A 21,617-nucleotide genomic window follows, 5' to 3' on the forward strand; every position below is an offset into this window, starting at 1 on the left:
TCTCAATCCACCCCGGGTTCAGGGATCGGCCGCCTTATGTGTCCAGGATTCACGCTGGCGATGTTGGTGTCGTGCCTGTGAGGTCGCTGGTCACCGGCGCCACGGGTTTTGTCGGGTCGGCCGTGGTGCGCCGGCTGCTGCGCGAAGACCACCGCGTGCGCGTGTTGGCGCGTCCAGGTTCGGATCGCCGCAACCTGCAAGGGCTCGATGTTGACGTCGTCGAGGGCGATCTCACGGACGCATCGTCACTGGCCAGGCTATGTGACGGTTGTGATGCGCTGTTCCATGTCGCTGCCGACTATCGACTGTGGGCGCCCCGGCCGAAGCAGCTGTATCAGACCAATGTCGAAGGCACGCGTGTGCTGCTGGAGGCAGCGCAACGGGCGGCGGTGCCGCGCGTGGTGTACACCAGCAGCGTGGCGACCCTGGGCATTCCCAAGGACGGCGCGCTGGGTGACGAGAGGACGCCAGTGTCACTGGCGGACATGGTCGGTCACTACAAGCGCTCCAAGTTCCTTGCCGAGCGCGTGGTGGACGAATACGCGGCGCAAGGCCTGCCGGTGGTGATCGTGAATCCGTCGACGCCCATTGGTCCGCGCGACATCAAGCCCACGCCGACGGGCCGCGTGGTGCGTGATGCGATGTCCGGCCGCATGCCGGCGTATGTCGATACCGGCCTGAACGTGGTGCACGTGGACGACGTGGCGGATGGCCACTGGTTGGCGTTTCGCAAGGGTGTGGTGGGTGAGCGCTACATCCTGGGTGGCACCAATATGTCCCTGCGCGATCTGCTGTTCGAGATCGCCGACATCGTCGGGCGCGAGCCGCCGCGCTGGCGTTTGCCGCATGGCGCCGTGATGCCGGTGGCGTATGTCGCCGAGGCGTGGGCGCGACTGACGGGAAGGCCGCCCATTGCCACGGTGGAAGAGATACGCATGTCGCGCAAGCGCATGTTTTTCAGCAGCGCCAAGGCCGAGCGCGAACTGGGGTATGCCGCCGGTCCGGTACGCCTTGCGCTGGAAGATGCCGTGGCCTGGTTCAGCCTGCACCACTGAGCGCGGTTCAGCGCACGAATTTTCGCGCGAGGCGTGCCATGCGGGGTACAAAGGTCGGGCGCAGCAGGCGTTCGTCGTAACCGCCCATGCGGAAGGCATCCTGGGCGAGGCACATGTCGATCAGCTCCCCGAGCTTCAGGTCCAGACCGATCTGTTCGTGACCGGTGATGGTGAAGTTGGCGTCCTGCATTTCACCGTTGTCGTCCAGCCCCTTGGCAATGCCGATGCGTTCCCAGATCAGGAACAGCCACACGCGCGCCACCTTGAGCTCGAACGCGGGGCGCTTCCACCAGGGCAATTGCTTGCGGTACCACGCCACCCAGTTGGCGAAGAACAGGATGTGCCGCGCTTCTTCCTGCATCACGGGCTCGAACGTTTCCACCAGTTCCGCGGGGAAATAGCCCGTGCGTTTGGCCGATTCAAACAAGCCGAAAGCAAAGAAGCTGTCGATGCACTCGCTGTAACCGGTCACCAGCCAGCCCCATTCGGGATCTTTCGGTACTTCGTAGTCGGGCTCTGGTGCCAGGGGAATACCGTAGGCCTCGACCATCTTGCTGAGCACGACCTTGTGGCGTGCCTCCTCGTCGCCATCCATGGTCAGGGCGTCGTGCAGCAGCGGATCGCTGACGGTGGCGGTGTACGTGGCCACGCGCAGCTTGGCCTTGCCTTCGGTCTGTACGGCAATATCCCAGATCGGCAACGAGGTGATGCGATGCAACGCATCCTCGCTCAACGCGGGCCAGTCGATGACGGCGGGTTTGTAAGGGTTGTGCGTGTCCAGCAGCATCCGGCAGAACAGCCGTTTATGGGCGTCGGAGCCGATCTTGATGCGCCCCGGCTCATGGCCAGCCCAATGGCGCATGGTGTGGTCGGCAGCGGCTACGGCGTCATGGGACATCGCGCTCACCTCATCAGGACAGCTTGCTGTTGGGGGTATCGGGAAGCGTTGGCTTGCGTCGCGACAGCCAGCGGCGATGCAGCCGGTGCGCCTCGGCCCATTGCCAGGACAGCAATGCAGGCACGCCAAAGCCTACTTCGCGGGCGCGTTTCACGAGCGAGAGCGCGATGGCGGCGTCGGCAGGTAGGCCGATGATGTTGCCGAACAACACCAGGCCGCCTTCCTGCACGCCCAGTCCGGCCGGTACGAAGAAGATGATATGCCGCACCGCTTGCGTGGTGGCCTCGATGGCAATCGCATCCCATACCGAAATGGGATAGCCCAGCAATTTCAGGGCAAGCCAGCTTTCGAAGCTGCCAGCCAGAAAACCGGCGACCTGCCAGGCGCACGCCACGCTGAGGCGCGCAGGCTTGCCGTAAAGCTTGCGCACCTCGTCGTCGAGGCGCGCGCCGTCCAGCAGTTCCGTGAAACGCGACGGGCCGCCCAGCAGCTTCTCCGCGAAGGTTTCCAGCCGGGAAAACAGCTGGCCATGCCGCAGCAGCCAGAGCAGGCCAATGGGCAATGGGAGGGTGGCCGCAATCGCGCCGATGATGGAGTTGAGCGTGCCGATATGGCCCGCCATGCCGATCAGCAACAACAGTCCCAACGCCACGAAAATGTATTGGCTGACCAGGGTCAGCAGCACTTCCATGATCACGCTGGCGGCCACCGGTGCGCCTTCCAGTCCTCGCCATTTCACCAGCCGGATGCCGACTATCTCTCCGCCGATATTGGCCACCGGCAGCAGGCGATTGCACGCCTCGCGCACCGTGGCTACCCAGAACAGAAACGGCACACCGGCGCGGCGCTGGGGATCGCTGGGTGCCAGCAGGGCGCGCCAGCCGAAAACATCGAGCAACAAGGGCAGGGCGTGGAAAGGCAGCAGCCACAGCAAGGCCCAGCCCGCGTTGTTGAAGGCGTGCTCGATGGCCGACCAGTTCTGGTGCGTCACCAGAACAATGGCGGCGACCAGGCCAAGCAGCCCGGCCAGGTAAACGAAATACTTCATGCTGCCGCCGGATCGCTGAAGCCATGGCAAAGGTGGCAGTGCTCCGCCACGGCTCGGCGCACGCGCGGAGAAAGCAGCGCCGCCAGTTCGTCTGCATGCCGGTAATCGACCATCGCGGGCGTGATGTCGCCGTGGGTGGCAGGGTGCAGGTACAGCTCGCTCAATCCTTCCGGCAGTCGTTCCAGTACCTCGAGCAAGGCTTGTTCATCCATGGCGCCGCTGTGCTGGATGCCAAACACATGGTCGTTGGAGCGCACGCCCGCACGGCGCAGCCGGTGGCGCATCAGGGCAAGCCAGGGTTTCAGCCAGGGGGCGGCGCCGGGTTCGGCTGGCCAACGCACGGCGCGCAGGCCGTAGTCGCGTCCAATGGAAAGCATCAAGGAAAGTACCGTGGGGTGAAGATGGAAATGCTTGTGCGCGTTGACGTGGTCCAGTGGCAGGCCCGTCGCGGCGAAGGCCTCGAATTGCGCGCGTATTTCCGCTGCCAGCTGCTCCCGCACGTGCGGCAGAAAGAAGAAACGGAACCCGTTGCGCACCATATCGTCGCCGAAGCGCCCGCGCGCGTCGACCAGGGATGGCACCCGGGAGGGCGCCAGGGCGGACTGGCCGTCGGCCAGCACAAGATGCAGACCCACGGCGAGGCCCGGCATGCGCTTGGCGCGCGCCACGGCGTCGGCGACTGCGGGCGCCGTGACCATCAAGCTGGCTGCGCGCAGCACGCCTTCGCGAAATCCGCGCTCTACGGCGAGGTTCACGGCTGGATGCAGGCCGAAATCGTCGGCCGTCACGATCAATCGAGGCCGAGTGGGCGAGCGTGCAGCAGTCATGGTTCCCACAACGGCGATGCGGTCATGCCTCGTGCGCGCGCAGGAAGCGGAAGAATTCCACGCCCTCGCGCAAGCGCCGTTTGGTCATTTCCCAGCTGCCCGCCATCTCTTTCACGATCTCCCAGATCTTCGACGGGCGGAAATAGAAACTGCGATAGAACGTTTCCACGCCGTGGAAAATGTCCTCCTTGGACAAATGCGGGTAGCTGATCATGGCCAGCTGCACGCCCTGGTTGTTCACCGTGTGGGCTGCCGTGTTGTGCTCAAGCCAGCCATTCTCGATGGCCTGCTTGTAGAGCGCGGTGCCTGGGTACGGTGCCGCCAGCGATACCTGGATGGTGTGCGGGTTGATGGCCTTGGCGTACTCGATGGTGCGTGCGATGGTTTCCTTGGTCTCGCCCGGCAAGCCGAGAATGAAGGTCCCGTGCACGGTGATGCCGAGCTTGCGGCAGTTCTCGGTGAAGGTGCGCGCAATATCGGTGCGCAAGCCTTTCTTGATGTTGTGCAGGATCTGGTCGTCGCCGGACTCGTAACCCACCAGCAGCAGGCGCAGGCCGTTGTCCTTCATGATCTTCAGCGACTCGTACGGCACGTTCGCCTTCGCGTTGCAGCTCCATGTCCAACCCATGGCGTGCAAGCCGCGAGCGATCTCGTGCACGCGATCCATGTTGGAACTGTCGGTGAAAGTGTCGTCGTCGAACATCAGTTCGCGCACTTCCGGCATGTTTTCCTTGATCCACCTCGCCTCGGCAAGCACGTTGGCCGCCGAACGCACGCGATAGCGATGACCGCCCACTGTCTGCGGCCACAGGCAGAAGGTGCACTTGGAGCGGCAGCCGCGGCCGGTGTAGATGGACACGTACGGATGCAGCAGGTAGCCGATGAAATAGCGGTCGATCTTCAGGTCGCGCTTGTAGATGGGCGCGACGAACGGAAGATCGTCCATGCGCTCAATGGTGGCGCGTGACGGGTTGTGCTGCACGGTGCCGTCGGCCAGCTTGTAGCTGATGCCGGCAATGTCCTTGAAGGCCCGGCCTTCGGCCACTTCCTTGCACGTGTAGTCGAATTCTTCGCGCGCCACGAAGTCGATGGCGGGCGACGCGAGCAGCGATGCATCGGGTTCCACGGCGACTTTCGCGCCCACCATGCCAATGAGGATGTTGGGGCGCCGCTCCTTGAGCAGCTCGGCGAACTTGGCGTCGGTAGGGAACGACGGCGTGCTGGTATGGATGATCACCAGGTCGTACACGCTGGCGATGTTGAGCGTGTCTTCGACCGACAGTTCTTCCACGGGCGCGTCCAGCACGCGCGAGTCGGGCACCATGGCAGCCGGCTGCGCGAGCCACGTGGGATACCAGAAACTCTTGATCTCGCGCTTGGCCTGGTAACGGGAACCCGCACCGCCATCGAAACCGTCGAACGAAGGGGCTTGCAGAAAAAGCGTCTTCATGGATTGCCAGGCTCCTGCAGCGGGGGTCCGCAATGAGTGGGTGATCGCACTTTCAGCTTCATTTCCAAGAATACCGCGATGGCGCGTGATCGCGAGCATGCAGCACCTGGCCGCGCCACTGGACTCGCCAATGGAACAGCGCGCCCGCCCATTCCAGCAGCATCAGCGCGTCGCGAAAAGGGGTGAGCCACAGGTCCTGCCATCGGGAAGACCTTGCGGTGCCGCGCCAGGACGCCCCATAACGAATGAGACGCGCCAATCCGCCAACCCCTGTCACGATCATGCAAGACAGTGTGGGTGAAAGCGCCAGGGACAGCGCCAGCAGCGGCCAGCTAAAGCAGATGAAGCTGAAGGCGAAGCCTGCCGGGGAAATGGCGCGGATGGTGCGAAGCCAGCGCAGTTCATGCGGCCACAGTGTCGCCAGATGGGTTTCTGTAACGTCGGTGCCCACCACGACATCGCTCAATACCGTGTTCAAGCCAAGCTGGCGCGTGCGCTCACCCAGCCAGAAATCGTCGGCCAGGGTGTCTTCCAGTGCTTCAAAGCCGCCGATGGCTTCGAGCGCGTCGCGGCGCAGGGCAATCGTGGAACCGAACGCGAATCGCGTGGAGCCGAAGGCATGGGCAAGCCGCACAGACGGTGCAAACCAGTCATCGATGAACAGGCGCCCCAGCCGGGTCGTCATGCTTTTGCCGGCTACGCCGTGATAAAGGCAGGTAACGATGCCGGTGCCCGGGTCGCCCAGCGGTGCCGTGACGCGCGCCAGGTAATCCGGCGGCACGCTGATGTCGCTGTCGGCCAGCACCAGCCAATCGTGGCGAGCCTGGGCCAGCAGATTGATGAGGTTGCTGACCTTGAAGTTGGCGCCATGCACCGTGGGATCAATGACCAGCGCCATGGGCAGCGCCGGAAATTCACGCTGCAGTCGCTGCACGACGGCGATGGCCGCATCATCCGGATCGCGCACGCCGAACAGGATTTCGTAGTGATCGTGCTGTTGCTGGCAGAAGCCGCGAAGATTTTCGTAAAGATGCGGTTCGGCGCCATGCAAAGGCTTGAGCACGCTTACCGCGTGGCTTGCCTGATCGTTCACGCGGGCTCGCCGATGCTTGTTCAGGCGTTCGCATCGAAACCAGGCCCAAAGGCTCAGGCAGGCGTACGCCGTGGCACATGACGCCAGTGCAAGGCCCAGCCATGACAGCAGCGATAACTCGGGAGGATAGGGCGGCATGAGGTCGGTTCGGACGCGATCCACCATTCCTCCCAAAGTTACTGCATGCACTTCGTGAATACCCGTGCTTTTTGGCTGCGCCGCTGGCTCTGGCTGGTCGCCGGGCTCGGCCTGGCTTGCGCGACGCTGGCGCAGACGTCGGCGGACTCGGCGGCTGACGGCATCGTGGGCGACTGGCTGGTGCAAAGTCGTGACGCCATCATTCGCATCGAACGCCAGGGCGATACCTATGGCGGCACCATCGTGTGGCAATTGCACGATACGTATGGGCCGGAAGACGGCCCGGAGCTCAACGGCAAGACGGTGACCGACCGTCACAACCCCGATCCATCCCTGCGTTCCCGCCCATTGACGGGGCTGCATCTGCTCTGGGGGTTGCGTTACGACGCCAGTGAACATGCCTGGGTCGATGGTCATGTCTACAACTCCGACAACGGCAAGGATTACCACTGCCAGGTCCATCTGCCATCGGCGGATCGCCTTGTCTTGCACGGTTATATCGGTATTACCTTGCTGGGTGGCAATACGACGTGGACGCGCACGCGCGAGCCGTTTCCCGCCGTCGCGCGCAGCGCTGCCGATGCGCATTGAGTTTTCGCGTTGTCGCAGGATGCGCTGCGAGGGACTACTCGCACGCACGCATCCTTGCTAGCCTGAGAGCGCATTCGTTTGACGGTCGAGCGTGCGTCGCGCCATTTGTGACGAAGATGTGATGACCGGGCGTTACAGCCGTCCGCCGGAAGAGAGAGGTTTGAGCCTTGGCTAGCCGCGAGCTGGATTACAACGAAGGACTCTGGTCAAGGAACGTGGTTTCCTTCCAGGACGAGCCGCTGGTGCTGGTGGACGAGCACGATCGGGAAACCGGATTTCTCGACAAGGCCGCCGCGCACCACGGGCAAGGGATTCTGCATCGCGCGTTCTCGCTGTTCGTGTTCAACACGAAAGGAGAAGTGCTTCTTCAGCAGCGCGCCGAAGGCAAGCGCCTGTGGCCGGGCTATTGGTCCAATACCTGTTGCAGCCACCCTCGCCGCGGCGAGAGCATGGACATCGCCATCCATCGCCGGCTTGGCGAAGAGCTGGGCATGCAGTGTGAATTCCAGTTCCAGTTCAAGTTCCAGTATCAGGCGCAATTCGACGATGAAGGCGCCGAGCATGAACTGTGCTGGGTCTACGCGGGTCGAACGGATGCGGCACCTGTCGCCAACATTCATGAGATCGCCGCACTGCGCTATATCGTGCCCGATGCGCTCGATAGGGAAATTGCCGAGCATCCGGAACGATTCACGCCGTGGTTCAAGATTGAATGGGATCGCTTGCGACGGGAACATGCGCACGTATTGGCGCCGCCAGCCAGCCTGGCGTCCTGAGCGAAGCGCCGCTGGCTATACTCGATTTGCTTCTGTGTACCGCTGACATCCAGGCGCTTGCGACATGTGGCGCAGCGCGTAACGATCCATCGATAGCGATGAGGAGATTCCGTTGGGCATTCCTCTGATTCAGCAAACCAAGATCGCGCGTTACATCATCGGCAAGAAGCTGAGCGGGCAGAAGCGTTACCCGCTGGCGATGATGTTGGAGCCCTTGTTTCAGTGCAATCTCGCCTGTGCAGGTTGCGGCAAGATCGATCATCCGAAGGAAATCCTGCAGAAGCGCATGAGCGTGGAAGACGCGCTGCGTGCGGTGGACGAATGTGGTGCGCCGGTGGTGTCCATTCCCGGTGGCGAGCCGCTGATCCACAAGGAGATGCCGCAGCTGGTGCGGGGTTTGATCGCGCGCGAGAAGTTCATCTACCTGTGCACCAATGCGCTGCTGCTGACCAAGCATATCGACGAGTACGAGCCGTCGCCGTATTTCACGTGGTCCGTGCACCTGGATGGCTTGAAGGAACGGCACGACCAGTCGGTATGCATGGAGGGCGTGTTCGACAAGGCCGTGGCGGCGATCAAGCTGGCGTTGTCGCGCGGTTTTCGCGTCACCATCAACTGCACGCTGTTCAACAATGAAGAGCCGGAGGAGATTGCCAAGTTCTTCGACTTCGCCATGTCGCTGGGCATCGAAGGCATTACGGTGTCGCCGGGCTACAGCTACCAGCATGCACCGCGGCAGGATGTGTTCCTCGGGCGCACGGAGAGCAAGAACCTGTTCCGCGATGTGTTCCGCATCGGCAAGGAACGCAAGAGCAAGTGGGTGTTCAACCAGTCGTCGATGTTCCTGGACTTCATCGCGGGCAACCAGAGCTATCAGTGCACGCCATGGTCCAACCCCACGTACAACATCTTCGGCTGGCAGAAGCCGTGCTACCTGCTGGTGGATGAAGGCTATGCCAGCTCGTACAAGGAGCTGATGGAAGACACCGACTGGGACAAGTACGGCGTCGGCATCAATCCCAAGTGCGACAACTGCATGGCGCATTGCGGTTTTGAGGGTACGGCGGTGGACGACACGTTTGCGCATCCGCTGAAGGCGGCGCGCGTGGCGACGTTCGGGCCGCGCACGGATGGATCGATGGCGCCGGATTTGCCGGTGCTTTACGGCAATCGGGCGGATGCGACGGCCATCCTTATTCCGGTGAGTGCGATTCAGCGTCGTTCGTCGGGTGTTGATGCTGGGCACTGATAGCACCATTCGAACCACCTCATCGTCATTCCCGCGAAGGCGGGAATCCAGTGCCTTTCCGCTTTAAGGCAACAAGCAAAGTCGCTGGATTCCCGCCTTCGCGGGAATGACGGTGAGGGAGGTGTGGGCGTGACTAAGTCTTCGGGCGTCTATAGGCGCTAATCATGTGGCTACTTCTCTGCGCCGCCATCCCTCTCGTGATGTGGCTAGGTCTGCTAATCGCACCTTGGCGCCCCTGGAGCACGCGCGAACATCTTGAGGCAGACGTCTCCGCCAGTACGCGCCTCGATGACATCACCGTGCTCATCCCTGCACGCAACGAAGCTGACGTGATTGGCGCAACGTTGCGCGGTCTGCAGGCCCAAGGCGAAGGCTTGCAGATCATCGTCATCGACGACCAATCCACCGACGGTACGGCACGCATCGCATCGTCTTTTTCCAGCGTTCGCGTGATATCGGGTGAACCGCTTCCCGAAGGCTGGGCGGGCAAGCTGTGGGCGCTGGAGCAGGGCAGGCAGCACGTGCGCACATCGCTGACGTTGCTGCTGGATGCGGATATCGAGCTGCGTCCAGGCATGTTGGCCACCTTGCTGCAACACAAGCAGTGCGAGCAGCGCCAGTTCGTGTCGATCATGGCGGATCTTCGCCGCACCAGTTTCTGGGATCGCCTGCTGCTGCCGGCGTTCGTCTACTACTTCAAGCTGCTTTATCCCTTTGCCATATCCAACTCGCCGTCCACGCTGGTGGCGGCGGGTGCGGGTGGCTGCATCCTGGTCGATACGGGCATGCTGGAGCGCATCGGCGCCTTCGCCAGCCTTCGCGATGCACTGATCGACGATTGCACGCTGGCCCGACAGGTGAAGCGTGCTGGCGGACGCACATGGATAGGGCTGAGCCGCGATGTGGTGAGCCTGCGGCCGTACGGCAGCTTCGACTCCATTCATCGCATGGTAGCGCGCTCGGCCTTCACCCAGCTGGGCTACTCGACGGTAGTGCTGCTGGTGGTGACGGCGCTGTTTGTGCTGGCTTACGGGGTGCCGATGGTCCTGCTTGGCGCCCCGGGGGTCTGGCCGCTGGCGTGGCTGGCGCTGGTCGCCATGATGCTGGGCTACCTGCCCATGCTCCTGTACTACCGGATGCCCTTGTGGTGGGCGCTGCTGCTGCCGTTGGGGGCGGGCCTTTACCTGGGCATGACCTGGAGTTCGGCGGTCCGCTACTGGCGTGGCGTGCGCTCCCAGTGGAAGGGGCGTGTTTACGGTGTGGGCGCTTGAATTATCTTTTGAATCAGTTGTTTGAAATCTTTCGGGTGCGGATGCTGAATCTCGATCCATGAGAATGCCGGCGTGGTATCTTGATTGCCGTCCCAGTAATCAAGTCATCCCATGCCTCCTTCCGACCACGGTGGACGCCGTCCGGGAGCCGGTCGACCCGCCGGCGAGCCCAGTCAGCGTATTCGCGTCCCTGACAGTCAGGTGCCGGCCGTGCTTGCGTACCTGGATGCCTATCGCAGCCCGGCCTCGCTGGACGCGCCTCGCCCGGTGTCGCTGGACCCTTCGACGGTCGCCCTGACGGCTTTCCTCAGTCGCGTACCCGCAGGCGTACCCTCGATGGCGGAAGACGATGTCGACGAAGTGGTCGACCTCAATCAGCATCTCGTGTTGCCCGGCCACGAGCCGAGCACCTTCATCATTCGCGTGTCCGGCTGGTCGATGATCGGTGCCGGCATTTTCGATGGCGACGAAGTGCTGGTGGATCGCGCGCTCGCGCCACGGCAGGGCGACATCGTGGTGGCGGTGGTGAACAACGAGCTGACCATCAAGCGGCTCGGCAAGGGGGACGGCCATATCGCACTGCTGCCCGAGAACGCGCACTTCAAGCCCATCGTGTTTCGCGAAGGCGAGACGTTGAGCGTGTGGGGCGTGGTGACGCGTTGCCTGCGAACCCTGCGTTGAGGTGAGCGCTCCATGGGCCAGGTTCTCGCGCTCGATTCGCTCTTGCACAGCCGCCAGGTCTGGCATGGACGGGCTGCACCTGTGCCTTCAGGCAGCCAGCCGACCGGTTGGGCCGCGCTCGATGCCGTGTTGCCGGCGGGTGGTTGGCCCGAGCATGCGATGACCGAAATCCTGTTGCCCGCCGATGGCGTGGGCGAACTGCAACTCGTGCTGCCCACGCTGGCGCGGCTGACGCGCGAAGATCGCCCCGTCGTGGTGATTTCTCCACCGTATGTGCCTTACGTGGCGGGCTGGGAGGCGCGCGGCGTGGTGATGTCACGCGTGGATATCGTGCAGGCGGATGAGCGCGACGTGCTGTGGGCTGCCGAGCAATGCCTGCGTTCTGCCAGTTGCGCTGCCGTGCTGGCGTGGCCCGCGCACGCGGACGATCGCTCCCTGCGTCGCCTGCAGGTGGCGGCCGATACCGGCAAGGCGCTGTCCTTCGTGTTTCGCGATCGTCGCCACGCCGTGCAGGCATCGCCGGCCGCCCTGCGGCTGGAGCTGGAAAGCACGCCTGCATGGCAGGTGCGCGTACGCAAGTGCCGTGGTGGCAATCCGCCGGTGAGCGCGGTGCCGCTCGCCTCCGGCTGGTCGTGACAGGAGAGCCTGCACCATGTCGTGGGCCTGCGTATTGCTGCCGCAACTGGCGCTGGACGGTGTCCTTCGGCGACGCCCGCCATCGGATGAGCCGCTCGTACTGGTAAGTGGTCCCGCGCAGGCGCGCATCGTGCACGCGGCCAATGCACCGGCGCGTGCGGCCGGCATCTATCGCGGGCAAAAGCTCGTGGCTGCGCAGGCATTGCTGCAACAGTTCACGATGATCGAACACGATGCGGAAGACGAAGGCCGCTGGCATCGCCTGCTCGCTGCCTGGGCATACCGTTACAGTGGGGAAGTGGGTTTGTACGCGCACGCCGTGGTGCTTGAGGTCAGCCGCAGCCTCAACCTGTTTGGCCCGTGGTCGCGTTTCGAATCGCTGCTGCGGAACGATCTGCAGGAACTCGGTTTTCGTCACCGTGTGGCGCTCGCACCCACGCCGCATGCGGCTTATGTGCTGGCCGGCATGCAGGACGGCATCGCCGTGATGTCGCCGGAGGCGCTTCGCGATGCGCTGGCGCCCGTACCCATCGCGCGTGCCCGTTTGCCGGATGACGCCACGCAAGGGTTGCCATCCATGGGCATTCGCACGCTCGGGCAGGTATTCAAGTTGCCTCGTGCCGGCTTGCAGCGACGTTTTGGCGAGAACCTGGTGGCGCAGCTCGATCGCCTTACCGGCGACGAGCCGACGCCCATGGACAGCTACCGCCCACCGGATGCGTTCGAACAGCGCATGGAATGGACGCACGAAATCGAACACGTGGAGGCGCTGGTGTTTCCGTTGCGCCGGCTCACAGGCGACCTTGCCGCTTATCTCGCTGGCCGCGACGGTGGTGTGCAGCGTTTCGAGCTGGAGCTGGAACATCGCAGCGGTCCACCCACCCATGTCACGGTCGGCATGCTGGCTGCCGCGCGCGATGCCGCGCTGCTGTTCGATTGCGCACGCGGGCGGCTTGAGCGTCTGGCATTGCATCAGCCAGTGATGGCCATGCGCCTGGTGGCGCGCGAGCTTCCGCCGTTCGTGCCGGCGGGGCGAGATTTGTTCGACGCACGTCCGGTGCACGCCGTTCCGCTGGAACAACTGCGCGAACGCCTGCGCGCACGGCTGGGTGAGGAAGCCATCCGGCAACTGCATCGCACCGTCGATCCACGCCCTGAAAAAGCACAATCCGATGTGACGCACGTGAAAGCCGCGACATCCCCCGAAACCTTGCCGCGTCCCACTTGGTTGCTTGAGTCGCCATGTCCCTTGCGCGGTCCGGCGCCGGAAGTGATCGCCGGCCCCGAGCGCATCGAAACCGGCTGGTGGGACGGTGGCGATATACGCCGCGATTACTACGTGGTGCGAACCTCGCAAGGGCAGTGCGCATGGGTGTTCTGTGCGCCGGGCGAGCAGGGCGGCTGGATGCTGCATGGGTGGTTTGCGTGAGTTTCTTTGCCGGCCACTTTGCAAAGCCCCTCAACGTCATTCCCGCGAAGGCGGGAATCCAGTGCCTTTGCTTATTTGAGGTGCGAAAGTCACTGGATTCCCGCCTTCGCGGGAATGACGGATAGGCAGGGCAGCGGTGATGACAAGCGTGAACGACTACGCCGAACTCCACTGCCTCTCCAACTTCTCCTTCCAGCGGGGCGCATCGAGTGCGCGCGAGCTGTTCGAGCGGGCGAAGGAATGCGGCTATCGTGCGCTGGCGATCACGGATGAGTGTTCATTGGCGGGCATTGTTCGCGCCTATGAGGCATCCCGTGATACCGGCCTGAAGCTGATCGTGGGTGCCGAGTTTCAGGTGGAAGACGGCCCGAAATTGGTGCTTCTGTGTGAAAACCTGGAAGGCTACGTGTCGATGTGCGCCCTGATCACGCGTGGACGCCGCGAAGCGGAGAAGGGTGAGTATCGCGTAACGCGCGCGGACTTTGCTGACGCATTGCCCGGCACGCTGGCCTTGTGGTTGCCGACCAGTGATGCGCCATCACAACACGGCCAATGGCTGCAATCGCTGTTTGGTGACCGCCTGTGGCTCGCTGTTGAATTACATCGTGGGCCGGATGACTCACGGCGACTTTCCAAGCTGACGTTGCTGGCAGAATCCTTGGCATTGCCGATGGTCGCCACGGGTGATGTGCACATGCACGTGCGTCGGCGCCGGGCATTGCAGGACGTGATGACGGCCATTCGTCATCACCGCACCGTGGCCGAGGCGGGCGACCTGCTGTTTCCCAATGGCGAGCGTCACCTTCGGACACGCGATGCGTTGTCGGCCATCTATCCCGAAGACTTGCTGGCCGAAAGCGTGCGCATCGCGGATCGATGTCATTTCGTGATGACGGACCTGACATATCGCTACCCGTCCGAGCTCGTGCCGGAAGGGCACACGCCCACAACCTGGCTACGTCAGTTGACGGAAGATGGCCTGAAGTGGCGCTGGCCGCAAGGCGAGCCGGCCAAGGTGAGAAAGCAGGTCGAGTACGAGCTTGAGCTGGTCGAAAAGCTTGAGTACGAGTCGTACTTCCTTACCGTCCAGGAAATCGTTTCATTCGCGCGAAGCAAGGACATTCTTTGCCAGGGGCGTGGATCGGCCGCCAATTCGGCGGTCTGCTACGCACTTGGCGTGACGGCCGTCGATCCTGATGTCACCACGCTGCTGGTGGAGCGCTTCATTTCTGCCGAGCGCAACGAGCCGCCCGACATCGATATCGATTTCGAGCACGAGCGCCGCGAAGAGGTCATCCAGCACATCTACGAAAAATATGGCCGTGAACGCGCTGCACTGGCGGCTACGGTGATTTGCTATCGCGGGCGCAGCGCCGTGCGCGACGTGGCGCGTGCACTCGGCTTGCCATCGGATCAGATCGACCTGTTGTCGCGCACCTTTGCATGGCAGGACGGTGGCGATCCGCTGGATGGTCGCCTGCGCGAACGCGGTTTCGATCCGGATAGTCCACTGCTGCGGCGCGTGATTGCGCTGACGCATGAGCTGATGGATTTCCCGCGCCATCTTTCCCAGCACGTGGGTGGCTTCGTCATTTCCGACCAGCCCCTGTCGCACCTGGTGCCCGTGGAAAACGCGTCCATGCCGGATCGCACCATCATCCAGTGGGACAAGGACGATCTGGACACCATGAAGCTGCTCAAGGTCGATTGCCTCGCCCTGGGCATGCTCACCTGCATTCGCAAATGCCTGAAGCTTTTGGAGGCGCATCACGGGCGCGTGGAAACGCTTGCGTCGATGCCGAAGGAAGATCCCGACACGTACAAGCTGATTCGTGCCGCCGATACCATTGGCGTGTTCCAGATCGAATCGCGTGCGCAGATGGCGATGCTGCCGCGTCACCAGCCGGAAAAATTCTATGATCTGGTGATCCAGGTGGCCATCGTACGCCCAGGACCTATTCAAGGCGACATGGTGCATCCCTATCTTCGACGCAAGCGAGGAGAGGAGCCGATTACCTATCCATCGGACGCCTTGAAAGATGTCTTCGAGCGAACGCTTGGCGTGCCGCTGTTTCAAGAGCAGGTGATGAAGCTGGCCATCGTGGCTGCCGAATACACGCCGGGCGAGGCAGATCAGCTGCGCCGTTCGATGGCGGCGTGGCGGCGCAACGGCGACATGGAAATGCATCGCCAGAAGCTGATGGCTGGCATGCTGAAAAACGGTTTCACGCAGGAATTCGCCGCGCGCCTGTTCGAGCAGATCAAGGGTTTTGGTTCCTATGGATTTCCGGAAAGCCACGCGGCAAGTTTCGCGTTGCTGGTCTACGCCAGTTGCTGGCTCAAGTGCCATTACCGAGCCGCCTTCATGTGTGCGCTGCTCAATGCCCAGCCCATGGGCTTCTACGACGCCAGCCAGCTCGTGCAGGATACGCAGCGCCACGGCATCAAGGTGCGGCCGGTGGATGTGCGCTGCAGCGACTGGGACAACACCCTCGAAGACGACGCGACGTCGCGTGGCGGTTTTGCGCTGCGCCTGGGCTTTCGGCAGGTGCGCGGATGCCGGCAGGATGTGATGGAGCGACTGGTGCGTGTTCGTGCGCATCGTCCCTTCGATGACGTGGCTGACCTGTGCGCTCGCGCCGATCTCAACAAGCATCAACAGGAAGCCTTGGCCGAGGCCGATGCCCTGCGTGGCATTGCCGGCCATCGTCATCGCGCACGCTGGGCGATGGCGGGCATCGAGGCTCAACTGCCGTTGTTCGGCAACACCAGTCCGAAAGAAGACGATGTGTCGTTGCCTCCGCCGTCGCAGGGCGAAAACACGCTGGCTGACTACGCGCGCACGGGACTTACCTTGGGCCCGCACCCGATCCAGCAGATCCGCAAGCGCCTGCGTGCGGCGCAATGCACGGATTCGCGCAGCCTCCAGCACCGTCCGCACGCCAGCAACGTGCGCGCCGCTGGCCTGGTGACGCAGCGTCAACGGCCGCAAACCGCCAGTGGTGTCACGTTCGTCACCATCGAAGACGAATTCGGCCCCATCAACGTGGTGGTGTGGGCGCATGTGGCCGAGAGGCAGCGACGCATCTTTCTCGAATCGCGACTATTGGCGGTCGATGGTCGCTGGGAGCATGTGGATGGCGTGAGCCATCTGATTGCGCACCGCCTGCACGATTTGAGTGATTTGCTGGGATCGCTCGACAGTCGTTCGCGCGACTTCCACTGAGTTTCGCGGCATGGCGCTCAATGAGCCGCCATGCTGCGACGTGAGCGATGGGTTATCGCCCACGTTGATGCTTCACCGTTTCGGCCGCGCGCCGTCAGGCCGTGCGGGCGCGCCAACGGTTGAATGCGAACCCGAATGCCAGCATCAGTGCCACGGCCAGCTGCGCCAGCAACGATTGCCAGGTGGGGTAGATGCCGAGCAGGTCGATGGAAGGAACTGGCGCGACCGTTACGCTGGTCCATCCCGCTTCCTGCAGCGCGGCCACGCCCTTGCCGGTGAGCACGATGGCAAGCGCGGCGATCACCACGGAGCTGATGGAGAAGAACAAGCCCAGCGGAAGGCGCTGGCTGGTGCGCAACAGCAGCCACGCAATGAAGCCAATGATGATGGCGCCCACGCCCAGTCCGGCAAGCAGCCACTGTCCCTGGCCTTCGTTCCACAGGGCGGTGTAGAACAGGATGGTTTCGAACACCTCGCGATATACCGAGATGAAAGTGAGGCCAAACACGAACCACGCCGAGCGGCGGTTGAGCGCCGTGGTCATCTTCGCCTTCAGGTACGACTGCCAGCGCCCGCCGATGCTCTTCTGGTGCATCCACAGGCCCACGCCGAGCAGCACGGCGGCGGCAAACAGTGACGAAAGACCTTCGGTGAGTTCGCGGCTGGCACCGCTGATGGAGATGGCGTAGCTCGCGACGGCCCAGGTGGCCGCGCCCGCCAGCAGCGCCAGTACCCAGCCAGCATGCACGTAACGCGTGGCGTCATGCCGGTCCGCCTTGCGCAGAAAAGCGAGCAGGGCGACCACGACAAGCAGCGCTTCCAGGCCCTCGCGCACCAGGATGGTGAGTGCGCCGATGAACGTGGTCATGGGGCTTGCCGCGCTTTCCGACAGCAGGCTTTGCGCCTGGGCGAGCAAGCCGTCGACCTCATGGGCTTGTGCCGCGACGGCATCACTCGAGGCGCCGTTCGACAGCGACGTGCGATACGCGCCCATGGCGGTTTCGATCTGGCCCCGCAGTGGTGCATTGCGGGCATCCAGTCGTGCTTCCTCGGGTTCGACGCCATCGAGATAAGCGGACAGGGCGAGCTGTCGCGCTTCTTCCGCTTTGCCATCGCGAAATACCCTTACGCTGTCGGCGATGCGCGTGCGTGCCAGCGGAATGCCCGCGAGTGCCTCATGGATGGCTTGCGGGTGGGCGCGCAGGTAGCCCACGATCAGGCGCGCCTGCGCGGTGCCTCCCACGGCATCGGCGAGTTCGCTGACGCGAGCGCGTGCCAGCTCGTTGGGGGATGCGATGGCGCCGCGTGCGCGCGCGTCGTCGTGCCACGCTTGCGCACCCTGCGCAGTGGCCGCGGGATACGCCAGGGTGCCGACGTAATAGGCAAGCGACCAGCGTTCGTCGCTGGACAGGCGGTCGGCGAAGCTGGCCATGGGTGTGCCGGCAACGCCTTGCGTGATCACTTCGTACAGGGACAGCGCGCTGCGCTGATCGGCGCGCTCCACATTCGTGAAATCGATGGGCGGTGGCGAAAGCTGCTTGCCTGCGGGGCCGTCGCCATGACCGGTGGCGCCATGGCAGATCGCGCATTGCGACTGATAGACGGCAGCGCCACGCGCAAGGTCGGGTGCCTTCGTGGGCGCGGTGGGAATGGGGTAGGCCTGCAGCAGTGTGTCGGTGAGTGCGTGGGCCTGGCGCGCCACATCCGCTTCCGGTGCCTTGGCGTCGATAAGCGCCACGAGCTGGTCGGCCTGCGCATGCAGTGTCGGCGTGGCGGCGGAGGGCGGCAGTGCTTGCACGCGCTCGCGTGCATGGCGCGCAAACTCGCGCATCTCGTCGTACTCCGACGCGCTGACCACCTGGCCTTGATGCACGGCGCCTGCGTAATCGGCGGCCAGATAATCGAGCATTTGCCAGGTTTGCGGAACGCTTGTTGCCGGATCGGCGGACGCCTGTTGCGCGTGGGCGGAAGAAAAAATCAGCCCGGCCGCCAGTGCGATCGCAGCCAAGTGACGCAACACTTCACAAATGCGATTAGTTCTCATTTGTGAAGTGTACTCCGGTATTGCTCGAAGGCGATGTCCCGAGGAATGGACGATCCGTTTCCCGTGTGACCACGAAGCAGCGTGCAAGGGACAGGTGACGATGGGCCTTCATCCGTCGCGGAAGCTCCGGCAAGCCGAATGGATGCAAGCTCGCGGCTGTATGCGCGGAACGTTCAATGGACGGCGGTAAGAGGCAAGCTTTCCGCCAGGCGTTACCCCTATGGTGGGTCGAGCTCTTATCGCGACCGCCTGCCCATGTGTGTCCTTCCGCCACCTTTAGATGACGCCGTCCCGGCGCGATGCGAGCAGCCGGACAAGGCATTGCCGCGTCGGGCACCATCCCTGGCTGCGACGCTGGCCGTGCTGGAAAGTGCGCGCAAGATCGAATCCTCCTTCTACGACTCGCTGGCGTGGTATCGCGAGGTGCCAATTGCCGAACTGGGCGGCCTGACGGCGCGTGAACTGGTTGCGCAGGGGCGCGCGGAACACGTGATTGGGTTCCTGCGCGCGATCCAGCGGGGCGATCGCGATTAGCGGGCTGGCGTCGTGCGCCTGCGTGCTGGGGCATCTGCCCAGTGACTTCAAGCACGGGCCGGCATACCTGCATGGGCGCATGCTGCAGGTCTGTCGCCGGAGGTGCTGACATGAGCAGATGGCCATTCGCAATCATCGTATGCATGCTTGGCATCATCAGCTTGGGAACTGTCGCGCGGGCTGACGAGGCGCCTGCGGCGCTGCGCGACGATCTGGTACACATCAATCAGGCCCTGATGGATGCACTTCCCACCGGCGACAAGGCCGCGTGGCAGCGCTGGGTAGCCGACGATGCCGTCATCATCGATGAGTTCGGTCGCGTGGCTGGGAAGGCCGATACGATCGCATCGCTCCGCGCATTTCCTGCAGGCATCACCGGCAGCATCGAGATGCGCGATCCGCATGCGTGGCTGCATGGCGACAGCGCCTTGCTCAGCGTGGAGGAATACGAGCGCGAAACCTACTTCGGGCAATCGTTCGTGGTGCGCTATCGCGCGCTGCTGACCTTTGCCAGGCGCGATGGCGAATGGAAGCTGGTGGGTTCCGAAGACGTGACTCTTCCCACGCCACCACCCAGCCTGGATGTGCCTGGTCTTGTCCCGGGCGACTATGTCGGTACCTACCGCTTTGCGCCGGGGCGGGCGTGGGTCGTGTCGGTGGATCACGGTGCGCTTGCTGTTGCCATGCGTGCCGGCGGCGAAGTGCATACGCTTCAACCCGTTGCCAAGGATGTCTTCATGGGGACGGATGACGAGCGCAACCTGCTGATCTTCCAGCGCGATGAGCATGGCAAGGTCACCACGCTGATCGAACGCCGGAAGTTCAACGACCTGAGGCTCAACAAGGAAGCCTGAGCGCCATGGCCTGCGGATGACCGGCGATGGCGAGGCCAGTGCCTCACCATCGCCTGAAGCCATCAGGCCGGCCATGCGGAGTTGAGAATGACGCTGCAGAAGTTGCCGCGATGGAAGTGCGGTTCCTTCAGTGCGATCACATCAGCTTTTACGTTGCCGAACGTGGTGTCGGGCTTGTGGCGAATGCCCTGATAGAACGCCTCGATGATGTCTTGCTTGAACTGCGCACTGCGTGGGTGTGCCTTGACGACGCTGGCACGGTCTTCGTTGGTGACATTCGGAAAACCCAGTCCCAGCACGTCCATTTCCACGCCAGCAGTGAGCAGGGCGATTTCCGGGCGCATGAATTCCGGGATGCCAGGCGTGGTGTGCAACGCAATGGAGGTCCATACCGTTTCGATGGCGTCGCTGGCAATGCCGTGGCGGCGCAGGAAATCGGCTGCTGCATTGGCGCCGTCCACTTCGAAGCGCTTGTCGGGGCTGCTGTGGCCCGGCATCAGTCCCATGTCGTGGAACATGGCGCTCACGTAGAGCAGTTCGGGATCGTAGTCGAGCTTTTTTTGCTGGCCGGTCAGCGCGCCGAACAGGAACACACGGCGTGAATGGTGGTACAGCAGCTCCGTTTCGGTGTCGCGTACCAGGTCGGTCACTTCCCGGGCCAGCTGGCTGTCGGGAATGGCAATGCCTGCAATGGTGCTCATGGGGGTTGCTCCAGTCTGGGTCGGCACGCGGTGCGCCGGCTTCGCAGTCATTGGAGCCTGAAATGGCAAGGGCATGATTTGACTCAATGTTACAAATCATGCCATTTTGTGCCATCAACGGACGCCGGAGGTTCCGTGTCCCGAATCATGGCCATTCTTGCCCTGCCGGGCGTGCAGCTGCTCGACGTATCCGGCCCGCTCGACGTGTTCGCCGAGGCCAATCGCCGGCTGGGGCGCGATGTCTATCGCCCCATGGTGGTGGGTGCATCAGCGCGGGCCATCGAAAGCTCGTCCGGCGTGCGGGTGATGCCGGATCTCACCATTCGCGACGACCCGCCCCGATTCGACACTGTGCTGGTTGCCGGCGCACCGGGCATGGCTCGTGCGCCGAGCCATGTCAGTGCCATCCAGTGGCTGCAGCGAGTGGCGAAGCGCAGTCGACGCTACGGTTCCGTGTGTAATGGCGCGCTTGTACTCGCCGACACCGGGCTGATCGAAGGCCGGCGCGTCACCACGCATTGGGGCGTGGTGGATGTATTGAAGGAGCGCCATCCCGGCATCGATGTGGAGGCGGATGCGCTCTATGTGCGCGACGGGCCGGTGTGCACGGCGGCGGGGGTTACGGCGGGCATGGATCTGGCATTGGCGCTGGTCGAGGAGGATCTTGGCCGCGATGTGGCGATGCAGGTAGCCAGCGAACTGGTGATGTTCTTCAAGCGGCCTGGCGGGCAGCTGCAATTCAGCCGGCAGGGCGAGGCTGCGCTGGCCGGGCACGCCACCATCCAGGCCTTGCAGCGCTGGATTGGTGCACACCCTGAGGAGGATCACTCCGTGGCTGCACTCGCCGAGCGTGCCGGGTTGAGTGCCAGGCACTTCGCTCGCGTGTTCCACCAGGAAGTCGGTGTGCCGCCCGCTGAATATGTGGAGCAAGTGCGTGTGGAAGTGGCGCGTCGACTGCTCGAGGCCGGCAAGGAGGCGCCGAAGCGTGTGGCCGCCCTGTGCGGCTATGCCGACGTCAACAGCCTGCGCCGGGCGTTCGTGCGCCGTCTTGGCGTGACACCGGCCGATTATCGGCGCATGCATCGTCCGGCGGATGTCGCGTTGGACTGACGAGCG

19 protein-coding genes are annotated in these 21,617 nt (G+C 63.4%); 12 read left to right on the plus strand and 7 right to left on the minus strand.

Going from position 1 to position 21,617, the window contains the following annotated elements; all coding sequences use genetic code 11:
• The first annotated feature begins 71 nt into the window (after positions 1-71).
• The gene (hpnA, locus tag DK366_RS05415; RefSeq protein WP_232820920.1) at positions 72-1,055 is read left to right on the plus strand and encodes a hopanoid-associated sugar epimerase; all 984 of its coding nucleotides are present in this window, start codon (positions 72-74) and stop codon (positions 1,053-1,055) included.
• 7 nt (positions 1,056-1,062) lie between these two features.
• Here hpnA and DK366_RS05420 read toward each other — a convergent pair whose 3' ends face one another.
• The 5 genes from DK366_RS05420 to hpnI are packed head-to-tail and all read right to left on the minus strand — an operon-like array spanning position 1,063 to position 6,509.
• Positions 1,063-1,953 carry an aminomethyltransferase gene (locus DK366_RS05420; RefSeq protein ID WP_109124504.1) on the minus strand — a complete coding sequence of 297 codons (891 nt, stop codon included), beginning with the start codon at positions 1,951-1,953 and terminating at the stop codon, positions 1,063-1,065.
• A 13-nt stretch (positions 1,954-1,966) separates the two neighbouring features.
• Complete coding sequence (locus DK366_RS05425) at positions 1,967-3,001, minus strand: lysylphosphatidylglycerol synthase domain-containing protein (protein WP_109124505.1); 1,035 nt, start codon at positions 2,999-3,001, stop codon at positions 1,967-1,969.
• Entirely contained in the window at positions 2,998-3,828 is an 831-nt protein-coding gene (hpnK, locus tag DK366_RS05430; RefSeq protein ID WP_109124506.1) for a hopanoid biosynthesis-associated protein HpnK, read from the minus strand. The genes DK366_RS05425 and hpnK overlap by 4 nt, the downstream gene beginning before the upstream one ends.
• A 22-nt stretch (positions 3,829-3,850) precedes the next feature.
• Positions 3,851-5,278 (minus strand): hopanoid biosynthesis associated radical SAM protein HpnJ, encoded by a 1,428-nt coding sequence (gene hpnJ, locus DK366_RS05435; RefSeq protein WP_109124507.1) that lies wholly within the window; start codon positions 5,276-5,278, stop codon positions 3,851-3,853.
• A 58-nt stretch (positions 5,279-5,336) separates the two neighbouring features.
• Positions 5,337-6,509 carry a bacteriohopanetetrol glucosamine biosynthesis glycosyltransferase HpnI gene (hpnI, locus tag DK366_RS05440; protein WP_109124548.1) on the minus strand — a complete coding sequence of 391 codons (1,173 nt, stop codon included), beginning with the start codon at positions 6,507-6,509 and terminating at the stop codon, positions 5,337-5,339.
• Positions 6,510-6,563: 54 nt separating this feature from the next.
• Here hpnI and DK366_RS05445 point away from each other — a divergent pair, with 54 nt between their 5' ends.
• The 8 genes from DK366_RS05445 to DK366_RS05480 all read left to right on the plus strand — a co-directional run bounded on the left by DK366_RS05445 (position 6,564) and on the right by DK366_RS05480 (position 16,368).
• Positions 6,564-7,100 (plus strand): DUF2147 domain-containing protein, encoded by a 537-nt coding sequence (locus DK366_RS05445; protein ID WP_157956460.1) that lies wholly within the window; start codon positions 6,564-6,566, stop codon positions 7,098-7,100.
• Positions 7,101-7,267: 167 nt separating this feature from the next.
• Positions 7,268-7,876, plus strand: coding sequence for an isopentenyl-diphosphate Delta-isomerase (idi, locus tag DK366_RS05450; RefSeq protein WP_232820921.1), 609 nt, complete (start codon positions 7,268-7,270; stop codon positions 7,874-7,876).
• A gap of 112 nt (positions 7,877-7,988) precedes the next feature.
• Positions 7,989-9,125: an adenosyl-hopene transferase HpnH gene (hpnH, locus tag DK366_RS05455; protein ID WP_109124510.1), complete on the plus strand. Its 1,137-nt coding sequence runs from the start codon at positions 7,989-7,991 to the stop codon at positions 9,123-9,125.
• Between the two features lie 164 nt (positions 9,126-9,289).
• Positions 9,290-10,396 (plus strand): glycosyltransferase, encoded by a 1,107-nt coding sequence (locus tag DK366_RS05460; protein ID WP_109124511.1) that lies wholly within the window; start codon positions 9,290-9,292, stop codon positions 10,394-10,396.
• 111 nt (positions 10,397-10,507) lie between these two features.
• Complete coding sequence (locus tag DK366_RS05465; protein ID WP_232820922.1) at positions 10,508-11,077, plus strand: S24 family peptidase; 570 nt, start codon at positions 10,508-10,510, stop codon at positions 11,075-11,077.
• Between the two features lie 12 nt (positions 11,078-11,089).
• Positions 11,090-11,713: a translesion DNA synthesis-associated protein ImuA gene (gene imuA / locus DK366_RS05470; RefSeq protein WP_109124513.1), complete on the plus strand. Its 624-nt coding sequence runs from the start codon at positions 11,090-11,092 to the stop codon at positions 11,711-11,713.
• Between the two features lie 16 nt (positions 11,714-11,729).
• Positions 11,730-13,142: a DNA polymerase Y family protein gene (locus DK366_RS05475; RefSeq protein WP_109124514.1), complete on the plus strand. Its 1,413-nt coding sequence runs from the start codon at positions 11,730-11,732 to the stop codon at positions 13,140-13,142.
• A 139-nt stretch (positions 13,143-13,281) separates the two neighbouring features.
• The gene (locus tag DK366_RS05480) at positions 13,282-16,368 is read left to right on the plus strand and encodes an error-prone DNA polymerase (protein ID WP_198651432.1); all 3,087 of its coding nucleotides are present in this window, start codon (positions 13,282-13,284) and stop codon (positions 16,366-16,368) included.
• 94 nt (positions 16,369-16,462) lie between these two features.
• Here DK366_RS05480 and DK366_RS05485 read toward each other — a convergent pair whose 3' ends face one another.
• Positions 16,463-18,376, minus strand: a complete 1,914-nt coding sequence (locus DK366_RS05485) for an FTR1 family protein (protein ID WP_232820923.1) — start codon at positions 18,374-18,376, stop codon at positions 16,463-16,465.
• A gap of 357 nt (positions 18,377-18,733) precedes the next feature.
• On the opposite strand from DK366_RS05485, the gene DK366_RS05490 reads away from it, so the two are divergent.
• Positions 18,734-18,946, plus strand: coding sequence for a hypothetical protein (locus DK366_RS05490; protein WP_109124516.1), 213 nt, complete (start codon positions 18,734-18,736; stop codon positions 18,944-18,946).
• A 110-nt stretch (positions 18,947-19,056) separates the two neighbouring features.
• Positions 19,057-19,800: a DUF4440 domain-containing protein gene (locus DK366_RS05495; protein WP_198651433.1), complete on the plus strand. Its 744-nt coding sequence runs from the start codon at positions 19,057-19,059 to the stop codon at positions 19,798-19,800.
• Between the two features lie 62 nt (positions 19,801-19,862).
• Here DK366_RS05495 and DK366_RS05500 read toward each other — a convergent pair whose 3' ends face one another.
• Positions 19,863-20,501, minus strand: coding sequence for an HD domain-containing protein (locus DK366_RS05500; protein WP_109124518.1), 639 nt, complete (start codon positions 20,499-20,501; stop codon positions 19,863-19,865).
• A 135-nt stretch (positions 20,502-20,636) separates the two neighbouring features.
• Between DK366_RS05500 and DK366_RS05505 the strand changes: the two genes are divergently transcribed.
• Positions 20,637-21,611 (plus strand): GlxA family transcriptional regulator, encoded by a 975-nt coding sequence (locus DK366_RS05505; RefSeq protein WP_198651434.1) that lies wholly within the window; start codon positions 20,637-20,639, stop codon positions 21,609-21,611.
• The last annotated feature ends 6 nt before the right edge of the window (positions 21,612-21,617 follow it).

This window comes from Dyella sp. C11, from assembly GCF_003121485.1.
Taxonomy (GTDB): Bacteria; Pseudomonadota; Gammaproteobacteria; order Xanthomonadales; family Rhodanobacteraceae; genus Dyella.

Bases quoted from the DNA above. Each gene is read 5' to 3' on its own strand.
- DK366_RS05500 (WP_109124518.1), bottom strand. From the start codon at position 20,501: ATGAGCACCATTGCAGGCATTGCCATTCCCGACAGCCAGCTGGCCCGG.
- hpnI (WP_109124548.1), bottom strand. From the start codon at position 6,509: ATGCCGCCCTATCCTCCCGAGTTATCGCTGCTGTCATGGCTGGGCCTT.
- DK366_RS05460 (WP_109124511.1), top strand. From the start codon at position 9,290: ATGTGGCTACTTCTCTGCGCCGCCATCCCTCTCGTGATGTGGCTAGGT.
- DK366_RS05480 (WP_198651432.1), top strand. From the start codon at position 13,282: ATGACAAGCGTGAACGACTACGCCGAACTCCACTGCCTCTCCAACTTC.
- DK366_RS05425 (WP_109124505.1), bottom strand. From the start codon at position 3,001: ATGAAGTATTTCGTTTACCTGGCCGGGCTGCTTGGCCTGGTCGCCGCC.
- hpnJ (WP_109124507.1), bottom strand. From the start codon at position 5,278: ATGAAGACGCTTTTTCTGCAAGCCCCTTCGTTCGACGGTTTCGATGGC.
- DK366_RS05475 (WP_109124514.1), top strand. From the start codon at position 11,730: ATGTCGTGGGCCTGCGTATTGCTGCCGCAACTGGCGCTGGACGGTGTC.
- DK366_RS05465 (WP_232820922.1), top strand. From the start codon at position 10,508: ATGCCTCCTTCCGACCACGGTGGACGCCGTCCGGGAGCCGGTCGACCC.
- imuA (WP_109124513.1), top strand. From the start codon at position 11,090: ATGGGCCAGGTTCTCGCGCTCGATTCGCTCTTGCACAGCCGCCAGGTC.
- hpnK (WP_109124506.1), bottom strand. From the start codon at position 3,828: ATGACTGCTGCACGCTCGCCCACTCGGCCTCGATTGATCGTGACGGCC.
- DK366_RS05420 (WP_109124504.1), bottom strand. From the start codon at position 1,953: ATGTCCCATGACGCCGTAGCCGCTGCCGACCACACCATGCGCCATTGG.
- DK366_RS05495 (WP_198651433.1), top strand. From the start codon at position 19,057: ATGAGCAGATGGCCATTCGCAATCATCGTATGCATGCTTGGCATCATC.